Annotated in this window: 12 protein-coding genes; 6 read left to right on the top strand and 6 right to left on the bottom strand. The window is 71.0% G+C overall.

Translation table 11 applies throughout. From position 1 onward, the window contains the following. The 4 genes from ACFQW6_RS20615 to ACFQW6_RS20630 are packed head-to-tail and all read right to left on the bottom strand — an operon-like array spanning position 1 to position 4323. Positions 1-1989, bottom strand: coding sequence for an ASKHA domain-containing protein (locus ACFQW6_RS20615; protein ID WP_378550004.1), 1989 nt, complete (start codon positions 1987-1989; stop codon positions 1-3). Beyond that, on the bottom strand, positions 1986-2867 hold the full coding sequence (locus ACFQW6_RS20620; RefSeq protein ID WP_378550007.1) for a dihydropteroate synthase: 882 nt from the start codon (positions 2865-2867) through the stop codon (positions 1986-1988). The genes ACFQW6_RS20615 and ACFQW6_RS20620 overlap by 4 nt, the downstream gene beginning before the upstream one ends. Then, on the bottom strand, positions 2864-3529 hold the full coding sequence (locus tag ACFQW6_RS20625) for a corrinoid protein (RefSeq protein ID WP_378550010.1): 666 nt from the start codon (positions 3527-3529) through the stop codon (positions 2864-2866). The genes ACFQW6_RS20620 and ACFQW6_RS20625 overlap by 4 nt, the downstream gene beginning before the upstream one ends. Then, positions 3526-4323: an IclR family transcriptional regulator gene (locus ACFQW6_RS20630; protein ID WP_378550013.1), complete on the bottom strand. Its 798-nt coding sequence runs from the start codon at positions 4321-4323 to the stop codon at positions 3526-3528. The genes ACFQW6_RS20625 and ACFQW6_RS20630 overlap by 4 nt, the downstream gene beginning before the upstream one ends. 50 nt (positions 4324-4373) lie before the next feature. Between ACFQW6_RS20630 and ACFQW6_RS20635 the strand changes: the two genes are divergently transcribed. After that, positions 4374-5900 carry a trimethylamine methyltransferase family protein gene (locus tag ACFQW6_RS20635; protein WP_378550016.1) on the top strand — a complete coding sequence of 509 codons (1527 nt, stop codon included), beginning with the start codon at positions 4374-4376 and terminating at the stop codon, positions 5898-5900. 90 nt (positions 5901-5990) lie between these two features. Here the strand turns inward: ACFQW6_RS20635 and ACFQW6_RS20640 are convergent, their stop codons facing one another. Further along, on the bottom strand, positions 5991-7670 hold the full coding sequence (locus tag ACFQW6_RS20640; RefSeq protein ID WP_378550019.1) for a formate--tetrahydrofolate ligase: 1680 nt from the start codon (positions 7668-7670) through the stop codon (positions 5991-5993). A 28-nt stretch (positions 7671-7698) separates the two neighbouring features. Then, positions 7699-8547: a formyltetrahydrofolate deformylase gene (purU, locus tag ACFQW6_RS20645; RefSeq protein WP_378550022.1), complete on the bottom strand. Its 849-nt coding sequence runs from the start codon at positions 8545-8547 to the stop codon at positions 7699-7701. A 75-nt stretch (positions 8548-8622) separates the two neighbouring features. Here purU and ACFQW6_RS20650 point away from each other — a divergent pair, with 75 nt between their 5' ends. The 5 genes from ACFQW6_RS20650 (at position 8623) to ACFQW6_RS20670 (ending at position 15834) form a co-directional block, all read left to right on the top strand. Next, positions 8623-9405 (top strand): IclR family transcriptional regulator, encoded by a 783-nt coding sequence (locus tag ACFQW6_RS20650; protein ID WP_378550025.1) that lies wholly within the window; start codon positions 8623-8625, stop codon positions 9403-9405. Positions 9406-9525: 120 nt separating this feature from the next. Continuing rightward, entirely contained in the window at positions 9526-10995 is a 1470-nt protein-coding gene (locus ACFQW6_RS20655; protein WP_378550028.1) for an aldehyde dehydrogenase family protein, read from the top strand. Between the two features lie 8 nt (positions 10996-11003). Beyond that, entirely contained in the window at positions 11004-12758 is a 1755-nt protein-coding gene (gene betA, locus ACFQW6_RS20660; protein WP_378550031.1) for a choline dehydrogenase, read from the top strand. Beyond that, positions 12755-13780, top strand: a complete 1026-nt coding sequence (locus tag ACFQW6_RS20665; protein WP_378550034.1) for a glycine betaine/L-proline ABC transporter ATP-binding protein — start codon at positions 12755-12757, stop codon at positions 13778-13780. The genes betA and ACFQW6_RS20665 overlap by 4 nt, the downstream gene beginning before the upstream one ends. Further along, the gene (locus tag ACFQW6_RS20670) at positions 13777-15834 is read left to right on the top strand and encodes an ABC transporter permease (protein WP_378550037.1); all 2058 of its coding nucleotides are present in this window, start codon (positions 13777-13779) and stop codon (positions 15832-15834) included. Before ACFQW6_RS20665 ends, ACFQW6_RS20670 begins: the two co-directional genes overlap by 4 nt. Positions 15835-15876 lie beyond the last annotated feature (42 nt).

The raw sequence follows: 15876 nt of genomic DNA on the forward strand, positions 1-15876 counted from the left end.
TCAGGGAGAGAAGGAGAGCTGGTCGACGAAGGCGTCGTTGAAGCCCGGACGGTCGGAGAGCTCGACATAGGTCACCTCCTCGAGCAGCGCGCGCGCCCCGGCCCGCTCGCGCACCGACAGGAGCGCCATCTTGGCGCCCTCGCCGGCCACGTTGCCCGCGGCGACGATCCTCAGCACCGGCAGGCGGGGGACCAGCCCGATGCGGACGGCCGATGCGGGGGAGAGATAGCTGCCGAACGAGCCCGCGAGGAGCACCTGCTGCACGTCGCGGTGCTCGAGGCCGAGCTCCTCGAGGAGCAGGGACCAGCCGGTGGAGATGGCCGCCTTGGCGAACTGGAGCTCCCGCACGTCGCGCTGGGAGAGGTAGACGCACTCGGCGGCCTCGGCATCGGGTGTGGGCCGGTGCAGGATGAACACCCGCTCCTCGCCGATCCTCGCCATCCGGTCGGCGAGCGCAGGGGCGATGCCCTTGGCGTCCTCCTCGGGCACCAGGCGGCCGGAGGCGTCGAGGAGGCCGACGCGGACGAGCTCGGCGACCGCGTCGACCAGGCCGGAGCCGCACAGGCCCCGGGGCTCGACGTCGCCGATGACCTGCAGCGTGACGGCGGTGTCCTCGCCCTCGGCGTGGGGGTCCACCTTGACGACCTCGATGGCGCCGTCGGCGGCGCGCATGCCGCAGCGGATGGCCCCGCCCTCGAACGCCGGGCCGGCGGGCGCGGCGGTGGCCAGGATCGTCTCCCCGTCGCTGAGCACGATCTCGCAGTTGGTGCCGACGTCGATGAAGAGCCGGGTGCGCTTGTCGCGGTCCATCCCGCTGGCGAGCATGCCGGCGACGATGTCGCCGCCGACGTACGCACCGAGAGCGGGGAAGAAGAAGGCCCGCGCCCGCGGGTGCAGGCTGAGGCCGATGTCGGCGGCGAGGACCGACGGAGGCTGGGCGGCGGACATCACGAAGGGGGCGACGCCGAGCGGCTCGGGGTCGATGCCCAGCGCGAGCGCCGTCATGGTCGCGTTGCCGGCGACGGCCACCTCGTAGACGTGGGCGGGGTCCACCCCGGCCTCCCGGCACACCTCGGACGCGAGGGAGGACAGGGTGCGGCCGGCGGCCTCCTGCAGCCGCCCGAGAGCCTCGGGGTCCATCATCGTCGCGCTGATCCGGGTGATGACGTCGCCGCCGAAGGGCTGCTGGGCGTTGAGCGTCGAGGCGACGGCCAGGGGCGTGCCGGTGCCGACGTCGAGCAGCGTGCCGACCACCGTCGTCGTGCCGAGGTCGAAGGCGATGGCGTAGCGCGCAGCCGTGGTGTCGCCGGGCTCGACGTCGACGAGGGCCTCGTCGAGGATGACCGCGGTGACCTTGAAGTCGGCCGCGCGGAGCACGGTCGACAGCCTCCGCAGCACGTGGAGGTCGGCGCTGAGCTCGAGGTCGTCGATCGCGTCGGTGAGGCGTACGAGGTCGGTGCGCTGGTCGGCGAGCGTGGCCTCGTCGAGCTCGACGTACCGCTTCTGGAGGGCCGGGCGCAGGATCACCTGACGCCCGATCCCGACGGTCGCGGCCTTGGGCCGGGTGGTCAGCGGAGGGACCTCGACGGCGAGGTCGCGCGTCGCGTGGAGGAGGCACCCCAACCGCCACCCCTCGGCGAGCTGGGCCGGGGTGAAGGTGCGCACGTCGTGGCGGGTGACCGGGGTCGCGCTGTCGGACGTGACCCGGATGCGGCACTTGTGGCAGGTGCCGTGGCCGCCGCAGGTGGAGTCGATCGCGATGCCGTTCCACGACGCGGCGTCGAAGACGGTCACCCCGGGCGGCACGCGTACGTCGCGCAGCGCCGGCGGGACCTCCGCCCCGTCCTCGGCCGTGGTCATGACGGTGAACGCGAGGCCGACACGGCCGGTCCCGTCGTGGGCGGCGGGCTCGACGCCGGGCCTCTCGATGAGACCCTCGCGGGCCACATCGGCGAGCGAGAAGTCGGGCCCGTCGGGGGGTGGGCTCACGCTCGTTCGGCCTCCTGCTTCGCGCGGTGGGCGGTGATCCACGCCATGCCCCAGTCGTCGTGACCGAGGAACAGGTCGGCCGCCTTGACCGCCTCGACCACCTGGGGCGTGCGGGCGTCCATGATGGCGCTCGTCAGCCCGGAGGTCATCGCCATGGGGAGCCAGGTGCCGTTGAGGGTGTGCCGGCCCGGCATCCCGAAGGAGACGTTGGAGGCGCCGCAGGTCATGTTGACGCCGAAGTCGTCGCGGATGCGTCGCATCACCTCGAAGGTCACCAGGCTCGTGGCGGTGTCCGCCCCGATGGGCATGGCGAGCGGGTCGATGACGATGTCGGCCTGCGCGATGCCGTACTCCTGCGTGGCGACGCGGACGATCTTGCCGGTGAGCTCGACGCGCTTGTCGGCCTCCATCGGGATCTCGTCGTGGTCGTTGGGTAGGGCGATGATCGCGGCGTCGTACTTCTTCACCAGCGGGAGGATCGCGGCCATGCGGTCGTCCTCGGCGGTGATCGAGTTGACCAGGGCACGGCCCTGGTAGACGGAGAGGCCGGCCTCGAGCGCCTCGACGACCGAGGAGTCGATGCAGATCGGGAGGTCGGTGAGCTCCTGGACCATCTGGATCGCCTTGGCGAGCAGCTCGGGCTCGTCGGTCAGCGGCACGCCCATGTTGATGTCGAGGACGTCGGCGCCCCCCTCGACCTGCGCCTTGACGTCGCGCTCGATCGCCGAGAGGTCGCCGTCGCGGAGCTGCTGCTGGAAGATGCGGCGCCCGGTGGGGTTGATCCGCTCGCCGATGAGGGTGAAGCGCGTGTCGTGCCCGATGACCACCTCGCGGGTGGCCGAGCGCAGGACCGTGTGCAGCGGCTCGGCGGGGCTCACGCCGGAACCTTGGTGCGCTTGGCCTCGATCAGGCTCTTGGCGCGCTTGACCGTCTGGGAGGCGTCGGCGGCGTAGCCGTCGGCCCCGACCGCGTCGGCGTACTCCTGGGTGACGGGTGCGCCTCCGACCATCACGATCACCTCGTTGCGGATGCCGGCCTTCTCGAGCGCGTTCATGTTGGCCTTGAACATCGGCATGGTGGTGGTGAGGAACGCCGAGAAGCCGACGATGTCGGGCTGGTGCTCCTCGATCGCCGCCACGAACTTCTCCGGGGCCACCTGCACGCCGAGGTCGATCACCTCGAAGCCGGCGCCCTCGAGCATGATGTTGACGAGGTTCTTGCCGATGTCGTGCACGTCGCCCTTCACCGTCCCCATCAGGAACTTGCCGATCGTCGCCACGCCCGTCTCGGCGAGCAGCGGTCGCAGCCGCTCCATCGCCCCGGCCATGGCGCGGCCGGCGATGAGCATCTCGGGGACGAAGAAGTCACCGCGCTCGAACCGCGCGCCGACCTCCTCCAGCGAGGGGATCAGGGCGTCGAAGAGGAGCGTCTGCGGCTCCATGTCGAGGCCGAGCCCCTCGTTGGTCAGCTCGAGCACGCGCGGGGCGTTGCCCACGAGCGTCTCGTCGTAGAGGGCTTTGAGGATGTCCTCGGGGGTCATGCGACCACCTCCTGGGTGCGAGCGGCTCGGTGTGCGGGGTCGGTGCGGGCGGGGCCGCGCAGCAGCGTGGACAGCGCGGTGGACTGGTCGAGCAGCTGGCGTCCGAGCTCGTCGACGCGATCGGCCAGCCGGGCCGTGGGGCCCGAGATCCCGAGGGCGGCGACCACGTCGCCGCGGAGGCCGAAGACCGGGACGGCGATGCCGGTCAGCCCGATCTCCAGCTCGTCCTCGGTGAGGGTCCATCCCCGGTCGCGGGCGCGCCGGGCGTCACGGCGTACGGCGTCGGCGTCGGGCAGCGTCGCCGGGGTGGGTCGCTCCAGCTCGCCCTCGGGGAGGTCGAGCGCGCCCCAGGCGAGGAGCACCTTGCCCAGCGCGGAGCAGTGGGAGGGGACCTCGATCTCGGTCCAGTCGCGGGTGCCGAGGAGGTAGGTCGAGTCGACCTGGGCCACCTGCACCACCCGGTCGCCGCGGGCGACGCTCAGGTGGACCGTCTCGCCCGTGTCGGAGCCGATGCGCTCCATGACCGGGCGGGCCAGCCGGACCAGCTCGTCCCACGGGTCGTGGCGCGCCGCATAGAGCCAGAACAGCCGGCCGGCGACGTAGGAGCCGGAGCCGACGCGCTCCACCAGGCCCGACCGCTCGAGGGCGGCGAGCAGCCGCGAGGTCGTCGACTTCGCCAGACCGCTCGCGTCCTGGAGCTCGGCGAAGGACATCGGCTCGTCGGCGTGGACGACCGCCGCGACGAGGTCGGCGGCGCGGTCCAGTGCCCGCGTCCCGGTGGCGGCCTCGCTCACGGGTGGCTCCTTCGGTCGGGGGGTTCCCAGGCGTTCCATGATGTGGAACCGTGGTTCCACATCATGAGGCTAGAAGCCGCCGCGAGCCGAGGTCAAGGGGTCAGTGGCGCCGAGCCGTGAGCGACCCAGGAGGACCCGTGTTCCGCAACGCGATGCCGCGCTACGAGGTTTTGTCCCAGGAGGCGATGGCCACCCTCGACAAGGGGTGGCGGCGGCTGATGACCGAGATCGGCGTCGAGTTCATGGATGACCGCGCGCTCGAGCTGTTCCGCAAGGCCGGCCAGCGGGTCGAGGACCACACGGTCTTCCTCGATCCCGACTTCGTCCTCGAGCAGGTCGCCAAGGCGCCGCGCGAGTTCGACGTGCAGGCCCGCAACCACGACAACGACATCCACATCGGCGGCGACTCGATGGCGTTCGGCGCGGTCTACGGTCCGCCGTTCGTGCGGCAGGGCGACGTACGACGCGACGCGACGATGGACGACTTCCGGAACTTCACCAAGCTGGCGCAGTCGTTCCCGGTGCTCGACTCGGCCGGCGGCGTCATCTGCGAGCCCAACGACACCCCGCTCGACAGCCGTCACCTCGACATGACCTACACGCTGCAGACGCTGACCGACAAGGTCTACATGGGCAACGTCGTGTCCGGGATCAACGCCGCCGACACCTTGGCGATGACCTCGATCCTCTTCGGCTCGCGGGACGCCATCGAGGAGACCCCGGCGACGATCTCGCTGATCAACTGCAACTCGCCCCTGCGCTGGGACGACCGGATGCTCGAGGCGCAGTTCGAGTACTCCGGTGCCGGCCAGCCCGTCGTGCTGACCCCGTTCATCCTGATGGGCGCGATGTCGCCCGTGACGATCCCGGCTGCTCTCGTGCAGCAGATCGTCGAGGCCCTGTCGGGCATCGCGCTGTCGCAGCTGATCCGTCCCGGGACGCCGGTCATCTTCGGGTCCTTCCTGTCCAACATCGACATGCAGTCGGGGTCGCCGACGTTCGGCACCCCGGAGTCCGGGCTCGGGCTGCTCTGCACGGGCCAGATCGCACGCCACTTCGGGCTGCCGTTCCGCACCGGTGGGGGGCTGACCTCCTCGCAGGTGGCCGACGCCCAGGCCGGCTACGAGGCGCTGATGACGCTCCTCCCGACGTTCCTGGCCGGCGCCAACTGGGTGATGCACTCGGCCGGCTGGCTCGAGGGCGGCCTGGTCGCGGGCTACGAGAAGTTCATCGTCGACATCGAGCTGCTCCAGATGCTCCGCCACGAGTTCACCCCGCTCGAGATCGACGAGGCGTCGATGGCCTTCGACGCTCACGAGGAGGTCGGCCACGGAGGCCACTTCCTCGGCGCGATGCACACGATGGAGCGCTTCCGCACCTGCTTCTACCGCCCGCTGCTCTCGTCGTCGGAGAACTACGAGCGGTGGATGCGCAACGGTGGTCACGACGCCAACGACCGCGCCCAGGTCGCGTACCAGAAGACGCTGGAGGACTACGAGCAGCCCGCGCTCGACGACGCGGTCCGCGAGGAGCTCGAGGACTACGTCATCCGCCGGCGCGCCGAGCTCGGCGACTGACCGCCCCCGCTGGTCGAGGAGGTCGCCCAGCGACCGTCAGGGGACCCGGGTCTCGTGCAGGACTTCGTCCTTCCTCGACCAGCGAGGGGGTCAGCTGAGGCCGAGGATCGTTCCGTCGTCGGCGAGGTCGATGCGGGCGGCCGACGGGTCCCGCGGCAGGCCGGGCATGGTCATCATGTCGCCGCAGACCACGACGACGAACCCGGCGCCGGCGGAGAGGCGTACCTCGCGCACGTGCAGCTCGTGACCCGACGGTGCGCCCAGTGACTGGGGGTCGGTCGAGAACGAGTACTGGGTCTTGGCGACGCAGACCGGGAGCCCGGAGTAGCCGTCGCGCTCGATGCGCTGCAGCCGGCGGCGGGCCTTGGCGTCCCACGTGACCAGCCCGGCGCCGTAGAGCCGGGTGGCGATCGTCTCCACCTTGGCCGTCAACGAGAGCTGGTCGTCGTAGGTGAAGGAGAACTCGTGCGGCGACGGCTCCGCGAGCGAGGCGAGCACGCCTTCGGCGAGTCCCTTCGCGCCGTTGCCGCCGTCGACGAAGTGCGTGGCGGGGAACGCCTGGACGCCCTCGTCGGCGACCAGCTCGACGACCCGCGACACCTCCTGGTCGGTGTCGGTGGGGAAGCGGTTGACCGCGACGACGGCGGGGATGCCGTAGACGTCGCGGATGTTGGCGAGGTGGCGGCGCAGGTTGACCATGCCGGCCTCGACCGCGGCGACGTCCTCGGTGCCGAGGTCCGCGAGGGCCACGCCGCCGTGGTACTTCAGGGCACGCACCGTCGCGACCACGACGGCCGCGTCGGGGCGCAGGCCGGACTTGCGGCACTTGATGTCGACGAACTTCTCCGCTCCCAGGTCGGCGCCGAAGCCAGCCTCGGTCACGACGATGTCGGCCAGCCGCAGCCCGGCGCGGGTAGCCATCACCGAGCTGCAGCCGTGGGCGATGTTGGCGAACGGGCCGCCGTGCACGAAGGCAGGCGCACCCTCGAGCGTCTGCACGAGGTTGGGCGCCAGTGCGTCGCGGAGCAGGGCCGCCATCGCGCCGTGCGCACCGAGATCGCGCGCGGTGACGGGCTTCGTCGAGCGGTCGTAGCCGATGACGATGTCACCGATGCGGCTCTTGAGGTCGGCCCACGACTCGGTCAGGCAGAAGATCGCCATCAGCTCGGAGGCGACCACGATGTCGAAGCCGTCCTCGCGGGGGAAGCCGTTGGCGTGACCGCCCATGGCGACGACGACCTCGCGCAGGGCGCGGTCGTTGGTGTCGAGCACGCGCTTCCACGTCACGCTGCGCACGTCGATGTCGAGCTCGTTGCCGTGGTGGACGTGGTTGTCGATGAGGGCCGCGAGCAGGTTGTTGGCCGCGGCGATCGCGGCGAAGTCGCCGGTGAAGTGCAGGTTGATGTCGGTCATCGGCACGACCTGGCTCCAGCCGCCGCCGGCCGCACCGCCCTTCATGCCGAAGACGGGTCCCATGGACGGCTCGCGCAGGCAGGCGACCGTGCGGTGGCCCAGGCCGTGGAGCGCGTCGGTGAGCCCGACGGTGGTGGTCGTCTTGCCCTCGCCCGGCGGGGTCGGGGACAGCGCCGTGACCAGGACCAGCTTGCCGAGGGGGCGGTCGGCCAGGGAGGTGAGGTAGCCGATGTCGACCTTCGCCTTGTAGTGGCCGTAGGGCACCAGGTGCTCCTCGGCTATCCCCAGCGTCTCGTCCGCGATCTCGCGGATGGGCCGCAGGACGGCGGCGTTGGCGATCTCGATGTCGGACTGCATGGTGCTCCTTCGGATGGTTGCTGAGGCGTCAGCGGAAGACGACGGTGCGGTCGCCGTTGAGCAGGACGCGCGACTGCGCGTGCCAGCGCACGGCGCGGGACAGGACCTGTGCCTCCACGTCGCGTCCTGCCGCGACGAGCTGGTCCTGGTCGTAGCCGTGGTCCACGCGCAGGACGTCCTGCTCGATGATGGGTCCCTCGTCGAGGTCGGCGGTGACGTAGTGCGCCGTCGCGCCCACCAGCTTGACCCCGCGGTCGAAGGCCTGGTGGTAGGGCCGGGCACCCTTGAAGCTCGGCAGGAACGAGTGGTGGATGTTGATCGCGCGTCCGGAGAGCCGGCGGCACAGGTCGTCGGACAGCACCTGCATGTAGCGGGCCAGCACGACGAGGTGACTGCCGGTGGAGTCGACGATCGCCATGAGCTGCTCCTCGGCGTCGGACTTGGTCGCCGACGTCACGGGGACGTGGTGGAAGTCGATGCCGTAGGACCGCACGAGCGGACCGGCATCGGGGTGGTTGGAGACGACGGCCGGGATGTCGATCTGCACCGCCCCGGTGCTGGCGCGGAAGAGCAGGTCGTTGAGGCAGTGCAGGTGCTTCGACACCATGATGAGCGTCCGGTAGGGCGCGTCCGCCGCCCACAGCTCGAAGTGCATGCCGAACCCCTCGGCGGTCGGAACGAACGCCTCGCGGAGGGAAGCGGCGTCGGTCGGGGTGGCGGTGGTGAAGGCGATGCGCATGAAGAACCGGCTGGTCAGCCGGTCGCCGAACTGCTGGCTCTCGACGATGTTGGCGCCCCGGTCGACCAGGTAGCCGCTGACGGCATGGACGATCCCCGGACGGTCGGGACAGGACAGGGTCAGGACGAAGTCGCTCACGTCGCCTCCCTCCGATGTTGCGCTTGACGAAACAGAGTTTGCGATACGCAACACCTGCTGCGCTAGTGTCGCGCCATGCGCAACAGCGACGAGACCGGCGCCGGAGGCGGTGGCGTCCAGTCCGTCGACCGCGCGCTGAGCATCCTGGAGGTGCTCGCGCGCACCGGCGAGGCCGGGGTCACCGAGATCGCCGGCCAGCTCAGCGTCCACAAGAGCACGGCGTTCCGCCTGATGGCGACGCTCGAGTCCCACCGGCTGGTGGAGCAGACGGGCGACCGCGGGCGCTACCGGCTCGGGGTGGGCATCCTCCGCCTGGCCGGTGCGACCACGGCCCGGCTCGACCTCGTGCAGGAGGCGCGTCCGATCTGCCGCCAGCTAGCCGCCGACACCGGGGAGACGGTCAACGTCGCGGTGCTCGCCGACGGGTCCGCGCTCTACCTCGACCAGGTGGCCGGCTCCTCGGCGCTGCAGCCCCACAACTGGGTCGGGCAGCACATCCCGCTCCACGCGACCAGCAACGGCAAGGTGCTCCTGAGCGGCCTCGACGAGACGGAGCTCGAGCACGCGCTCGGCGCGCTGACGACGTACACCGCCCAGACGATCACCGGGCTCCCGGAGCTGCGCGACGAGCTCGCCCGGGTCCGGGACCAGGGCTACGCCGTCGCGATCGACGAGCTCGAGGTCGGGCTGACGGCCGTGGCGGCCCCGGTCCGCAACGCCCATGGCGACGTGGTGGCGTCGATGAGCGTCTCCGGCCCGTCGTTCCGCCTCGGCCCCGACCGCATGGACGAGGTCATCGCGCTGCTGGAGAAGGCCGCCGGTGAGGTGTCGCACCGGCTGGGCTGGGGTCATCGATAGTCGGCACGTCCGCCGCCGAACACTTGACGACCACGGGCCGTCGCAGGATCCTGCGAACGTGGCTGGTTGCGCTCGGAGCACCCGGTTGCGACATACGCAACAAGTGCCGAGGTGGTCCGGATGCCTGAGCTGTACGTCGACGGAGCGTGGACGAGCGCTGCCGCTGGTGCTCGGCGCGAGATCCGGTGCCCCGCGGACGGCTCGCTGGTGGCCGAGGTCGACGAGGCCGGGGCCGAGGACACGGCCGCTGCGATCGAGGCGGCGCACCGGGCCTTCCACCACAGCGGCTGGCCGACCACGTCCGGCCGCGAGCGCGGCGACCTGCTCCTGCGCGTGGCCGACCTGCTCGAGCGCGACGCCGACGAGGTGGCCCGCATGGAGTCGCTCGACACCGGCAAGCGCTTCGTCGAGAGCCAGTACGACGTCGCCGACGTGGTCTCGGTGTTCCGCCACTACGGGCGGGTGGCCGGCGAGGACGCCGGGCGCGTCGTCGACACCGGGAACCCCGACGTGGTCAGCCGCGTCGTGCACGAGCCGATCGGGGTGTGCGGCCTCATCACTCCGTGGAACTACCCGCTCCTGCAGGTCTCCTGGAAGGTCGCTCCGTGCCTCGCCGCCGGGAGCACCTTCGTGCTCAAGCCCAGCGAGCTGACGCCGCACTCCGCGATCCACCTGATGCGCCTCCTGGAGGAGGCCGGCCTGCCCGCGGGCGTCGGCAACCTCGTGCTCGGAGCCGGCGCGAGCGCGGGCGCCCCCCTCTCCTCGGACCCGCGCGTCGACCTGGTCTCGTTCACCGGTGGGCTGGAGACGGGCCGGGCGATCATGGCGACCGCCGCGGCGACGGTGAAGAAGGTGGCCCTCGAGCTGGGTGGCAAGAACCCCAACATCGTCTTCGCGGACGCCGACCTCGACGTCGCCCTCGACTTCGCCCTGACCGCGGTCTTCCTGCACTCCGGCCAGGTCTGCTCCGCGGGCGCCCGGCTGCTGCTCGAGGAGTCGGTCCACGACTCCTTCGTCGACGCTCTCGTCGAGCGCGCGGGCGCGATCCGGCTGGGCGGCCCCTTCGACGACAAGGCCGAGACCGGCCCGCTGACCAGTGCCGCCCACCGCGACAAGGTGGAGGCGTACGTCGCCCGCGGCCTCGCCGAGGGAGCGGTGCTGCGGTGCGGGGGAGCGCGCCCCGACGACCCCGCCCTGGCCGACGGGTTCTACTACCTCCCCACGATCCTCGACCGCTGCACGACCAGCATGTCGGTCACCCAGGACGAGTCCTTCGGCCCGGTGCTGACCGTCGAGACCTTCCGCGACGAGGACGAGGCGGTGCGCGTCGCCAACGACTCCATCTACGGCCTGGCCGGAGCCGTCTGGACCCAGGACGCCGGGCGGGCGCAGCGGGTGGCCGGGCGGCTCCGCATGGGGACGGTGTGGATCAACGACTACCACCCGTACGTCCCCCAGGCCGAGTGGGGCGGCTACAAGCAGTCCGGCACCGGGCGCGAGCTCGGGCAGGCGGGCCTCGACGAGTACCGCGAGACCAAGCACGTGTGGCACAACATCCGCCCCGTGCCGCAGCGCTGGTTCGGCGGGTAGGCGAGACCATGGGAGCGGACCGGTACGACGTCGTCATCGTGGGAGGTGGCTCGGCCGGCTGCGCGCTCGCCAACCGGCTCTCCGCCGACCCCTCCACCTCCGTGCTGGTGCTGGAGGCGGGTCGCACCGACCGGTTCGACCCGCTGATCCACGCCCCGGCGGCCCTGCCCTTCCCGATCGGCAACCCGCTCTACGACTGGAGGTACGAGTCCGAGCCGGAGCCGGCGATGGGTGGTCGCCGGGTGTACCACGCCCGCGGCAAGGTGCTCGGTGGCTCGTCCTCGATCAACGGGATGATCTTCCAGCGCGGCAACCCGATGGACTACGAGCGATGGGCCGGCGAGCCCGGCATGGAGTCGTGGGACTACCGGCACTGCCTGCCCTACTTCAAGCGGATGGAGTCGCTCGTCCTGCCCGACGGACAGGTCGGGGCCGACGCGTGGCGCGGCGGGTCGGGACCGCTGAAGCTCGAGCGCAGCCCGGCGACCAACCCGCTCTTCAGTGCGTTCTTCGAGGCCGCCCAGCAGGCCGGGTACCCGCTGACCGACGACGTCAACGGCTACCGCCAGGAGGGCTTCGGGCGCTTCGACCGCAACATCGTCAAGGGCGTGCGGATGTCCGCCGCGCGGGCCTACCTGCACCCGGTGATGAAGCGCAGGAACCTCACCGTCGAGACCTTCGCCCACGCCACGCGGATCCGCTTCGAGGGCCGCCGCGCCGTCGGCGTCGACTACCTCCGCGCCGGCCGTCGGCAGGAGCACGTCCGGGCCGGCGAGGTCATCCTGTGCGGCGGCGCCATCAACTCCCCGCAGCTGCTGCAGCTCTCGGGGATCGGCAACCCCGAGCACCTGCGCCCGCTGGGCGTCGAGATGGTGCAGGACCTACCGGGCGTGGGGGAGAACCTGCAGGACCACCTCGAGGTCTACATCCAGTACTCCTCGCTCCTGCCCGTCTCCATCGTGGAGGGCCTCAAGTGGCGCAACCGCCCCCGGATCGGCCTGGAGTGGCTGCTCCGGCGCACCGGCACCGCGGCCTCCAACCACTTCGAGGGCGGGGGCTTCTGCCGGTCCAACGAGGACGTCGACTGGCCGAACCTGATGTTCCACTTCCTGCCCATCGCGATCCGCTACGACGGCTCGGCGCCGGCCGGGCAGGACAAGTACGCCCACGGCTACCAGGTCCACATCGGCCCGATGTACGCCGACACCCGCGGGTGGGTGCGCATCTCCTCGACGGACCCACGGCAGAAGCCGAGGATGCTCTTCAACTACCTGTCCACCGACAACGACCGTCGCGAGTGGGTCGAGGCCGTGAGGGTGGCGCGCGACATCCTCAACCAGCCCGCCTTCGCACCGTTCAACGGCGGCGAGCTCTCGCCCGGGCAGGGGGTGTCGACCGACGAGGAGATCCTCGACTGGGTGCGCAGGGACGCCGAGACCGCGCTCCACCCCTCGTGCACCGCGAAGATGGGCACCGACGACCTGGCGGTCACCGACCCCACCAGCATGCGCGTGCACGGCACCGAGGGCCTGCGGGTCGTCGACGCCAGCGTCTTCCCGTTCGTCACCAACGGCAACATCTACGCCCCCGTGATGATGGTCGCCGAGAAGGCGGCCGACCTGATCGCGGGCAACACGCCGCTGCCACCCGCGGACGTCCCGTTCTACCGTCACCGTGACGGTGTGCCGCTGTACCCGCCCGGCGATCCCCGCAACCGCGACGTCGGCGGTCCCGCCCACCAGCTCGTGGAGGAGCAGTCATGACGGCAGCCCTGTCGGTCGACAGTCTCTGGAAGATCTTCGGCCCGCGCTCGGACAAGGTCATCGGCACCCCCGACGCCGAGCTGTCGCGTGCCGAGCTCAAGACCAAGACCGGCAACGTGGTCGGGGTCCGTGACGTCTCCTTCGAGGTCGCGCCGGGGGAGGTCTTCGTCGTGATGGGGCTGTCGGGCTCCGGCAAGTCCACGCTGGTCCGGCTGCTGACGCGGCTGATCGAGCCGACCAGCGGCACGGTGAGCCTCAACGGGATGGACATCACCTCGGCCTCGGAGAGCCAGCTGCGCGACGTCCGTCGTACCCAGGTGTCGATGGTCTTCCAGCACTTCGGCCTGCTGCCGCACCGCCAGGTGATCGACAACGTCGCGTACGGCCTCGAGGTGCGGGGCGTCCCCAAGAAGGAGCGCCGGGAGAGGGCGTCCGAGATCGTCGACCTCGTCGGGCTGACGGGATACGAGATGTCCTACCCCGACCAGCTCTCCGGCGGCATGCAGCAGCGGGTCGGGCTGGCCCGGGCCCTGGCCGGCGACCCCGAGATGCTGCTCTTCGACGAGCCGTTCTCGGCGCTCGACCCGCTGATCCGGCGCGACATGCAGAACGAGGTCATCCGGCTGCACCGCGAGCTCGGCAAGACGATGGTCTTCATCACCCACGACCTGGCCGAGGCGCTCAAGCTCGGCGACCGGATCATGATCCTGCGCGACGGGGCGATCGTGCAGATCGGCACGCCCGACGAGGTGGTGGCCCAGCCCGCCGACGACTACGTCAAGGACTTCGTCTCCGAGGTGCCGAAGGCGCACGTGCTCACGCTGAAGTGGGTGATGCGCGACCCGCGTCCGGGGGAGTCGATGGACGGACCGACGCTGCCCGTCTCGACCATCGTGCGCCAGGCCGCCCGCGCTGCGATCGCCTCCGACGCACCGATCCGGGTCCTCGACGGTGACCGCCTCGTCGGCGTCGTCGACGAGGAGGACATCATGCGGGTCGTCGTGGCCGAGGAGGCGGTGTGACCACGACGGCCCCGGCGCCGGCGGCCCCGAAGCCGGTCGAGCCCGGGGCCGAGCCGCCGCCGCCCGAACGCACCCGGGTCAGCCGGTGGATCCCGGCGGCCGGCGTCGTCGCGGTGTGGATCGTGGTCTGGTTCTTCACCCAGGGGACGGACACGCTGGCGCTGCCCGGTGTGGCGCGCACCGACCTGCACGACGAGCTCACGGAGATCAACAACGCGCTGCTCGCCGGCCGTGACACCAACCCGGTCATGCAGTTCACCAACGCCATCGCCGACCTGCTCCGCAGCGCCTTCGAGTGGCTCCAGCGGATGTTCGTGGTGCCCAACCCGCCGCGACCGGTGCCGGAGATCGGCTGGCTCGGCGTGGTCGCGATCGCGACGTACGTCGGTCTGATGATCGCCAGCTGGCGCATCGCGGTGCTGGCCTGCCTCTCCTTCCTCTCCTTCGGCCTCCTCGGCTTCTGGCAGGACTCGCTCGACACGCTGATCGTCACCGGCATCTCGGTCGTCATCGTCGTGGTCATCGGGATGCCGCTGGCGGTCCTGATCGGCACCAGCCCGCGGGCCAACAAGGTGGTCACCGTCGTCCTGGACCTGCTGCAGACGATGCCGACCTTCGTCTACCTCCTGCCCGTCGTGCTGTTCTTCGGCATCGGTGTCAGCGCGGCCGTCGTGAGCACGATCTTCTACGCGCTCCCGCCCCTGGTCCGGATCGCCGGGTTCGGGATCCGGGAGGTGTCGACCACGACCATCGAGGCCACGGACTCCGCGGGGCAGACCTCCTGGCAACGGCTGCGCAAGGTGCAGCTCCCGATGGCGCGCAAGACGATCATCGTCGGTCTCAACCAGACGACGCTGGCCGCGCTCTCGATGGCCACCCTGGCGGCGTTCGTCAACGGCCCCGGCCTGGGCAAGCCCGTCCTCGCCGGCCTGCGCATCAACGACGTCGGCGCCGCCTTCGTGCCGGGCGTGCTGATCGTGGTGATGGCCGTGATGCTCGACCGCACCACCACGGCGGCGAGCGAGCGCGCGGAGAAGGTCGCCCGCGGCGGCGGCGGCAACGTACGCGTGCGGCGCATCGTCCTCGCGGTCGGCGCTGTCGCGACCCTCGTGGCGGTCTACCTCTCCCGCACCTATCTCAGCCTTGCCGAGTTCCCGGTCTACACGCTCGGCGACCGGCTCGCCGACGGTGTCAACGAGGTCATGGACTGGGTCACCGACACGTTCGGGGGTGTCACCGGAGCCTTCAAGGACGCCGTCACCACCTGGCTCCTCAACCCCATGCAGTCGTTGCTGGCCGAGTCGCCGTGGTACGTCTCCTTCGTCGCCATCGCCGCGCTGGCCATGGTGTTCGGGGGTGTGCGCGCTCTGGTCTCCACCCTCGTCTGCCTCACCGGCATCTGGTTCTTCGACCTGTGGCACGACGCGATGATCACCCTGACCATGACCCTGGTCGCCACCGTCCTGGTGATGGTCCTGGCCCTGGTCTTCGGCGTCTGGATGGCGCGCGACCGTCGGATGGACCTCGGCATCAGGCCGCTGCTCGACGCCGGGCAGACGATCCCGCCGTTCGTCTACCTGATCCCGGTGCTCGCCCTCTTCGGTCCGTCCCGCTTCACCGCCATCGTGGCCGGCATCGTCTACGCCGCGCCGGCCGCCATCAAGCTGGTCGCCGACGGCGTCAAGGCCGTCTCGCCCACGACCATCGAGGCGGGCCGCTCCACCGGCCAGACGACCTGGCAGGAGATCACCAAGGTGCAGCTGCCGATGGCCCGGGGCTCGCTGGTGCTCGCCACCAACCAGGGGCTGCTCTACGTGCTGTCGATGACCGTCATCGGCGGACTCGTGGGCGCCGGCGCACTCGGCTACGACGTCGTCTACGGCTTCTCCCGGAGCGAGGCGTGGGGCAAGGGCGCCGCCGCCGGGATCACCATCGTCCTGCTCGGCGTGATGCTGGACCGGATCACCCGGGCGGCCGCCGACATGCGGCGCGACGACGGGCCGGGCCCCCGACGCGCCTTCAACACCCGGTTGCCCATCGGGCCGCCCCGGTGACCGCCGCAGAGTTCACGAACCGAACACGAGATCAGAGGAGCA

It is taken from the genome of Nocardioides sp. GCM10028917 (assembly GCF_042666175.1).
In the GTDB taxonomy this organism is placed as follows: domain Bacteria; phylum Actinomycetota; class Actinomycetes; order Propionibacteriales; family Nocardioidaceae; genus Nocardioides.

Excerpts from the sequence above, each read along its gene's own strand:
- ACFQW6_RS20650 (WP_378550025.1), top strand. The coding sequence starts at position 8,623 with ATGCGCAACAGCGACGAGACCGGCGCCGGAGGCGGTGGCGTCCAGTCC.
- betA (WP_378550031.1), top strand. The coding sequence starts at position 11,004 with ATGGGAGCGGACCGGTACGACGTCGTCATCGTGGGAGGTGGCTCGGCC.
- ACFQW6_RS20655 (WP_378550028.1), top strand. The coding sequence starts at position 9,526 with ATGCCTGAGCTGTACGTCGACGGAGCGTGGACGAGCGCTGCCGCTGGT.
- ACFQW6_RS20665 (WP_378550034.1), top strand. The coding sequence starts at position 12,755 with ATGACGGCAGCCCTGTCGGTCGACAGTCTCTGGAAGATCTTCGGCCCG.
- ACFQW6_RS20640 (WP_378550019.1), bottom strand. The coding sequence starts at position 7,670 with ATGCAGTCCGACATCGAGATCGCCAACGCCGCCGTCCTGCGGCCCATC.
- ACFQW6_RS20625 (WP_378550010.1), bottom strand. The coding sequence starts at position 3,529 with ATGACCCCCGAGGACATCCTCAAAGCCCTCTACGACGAGACGCTCGTG.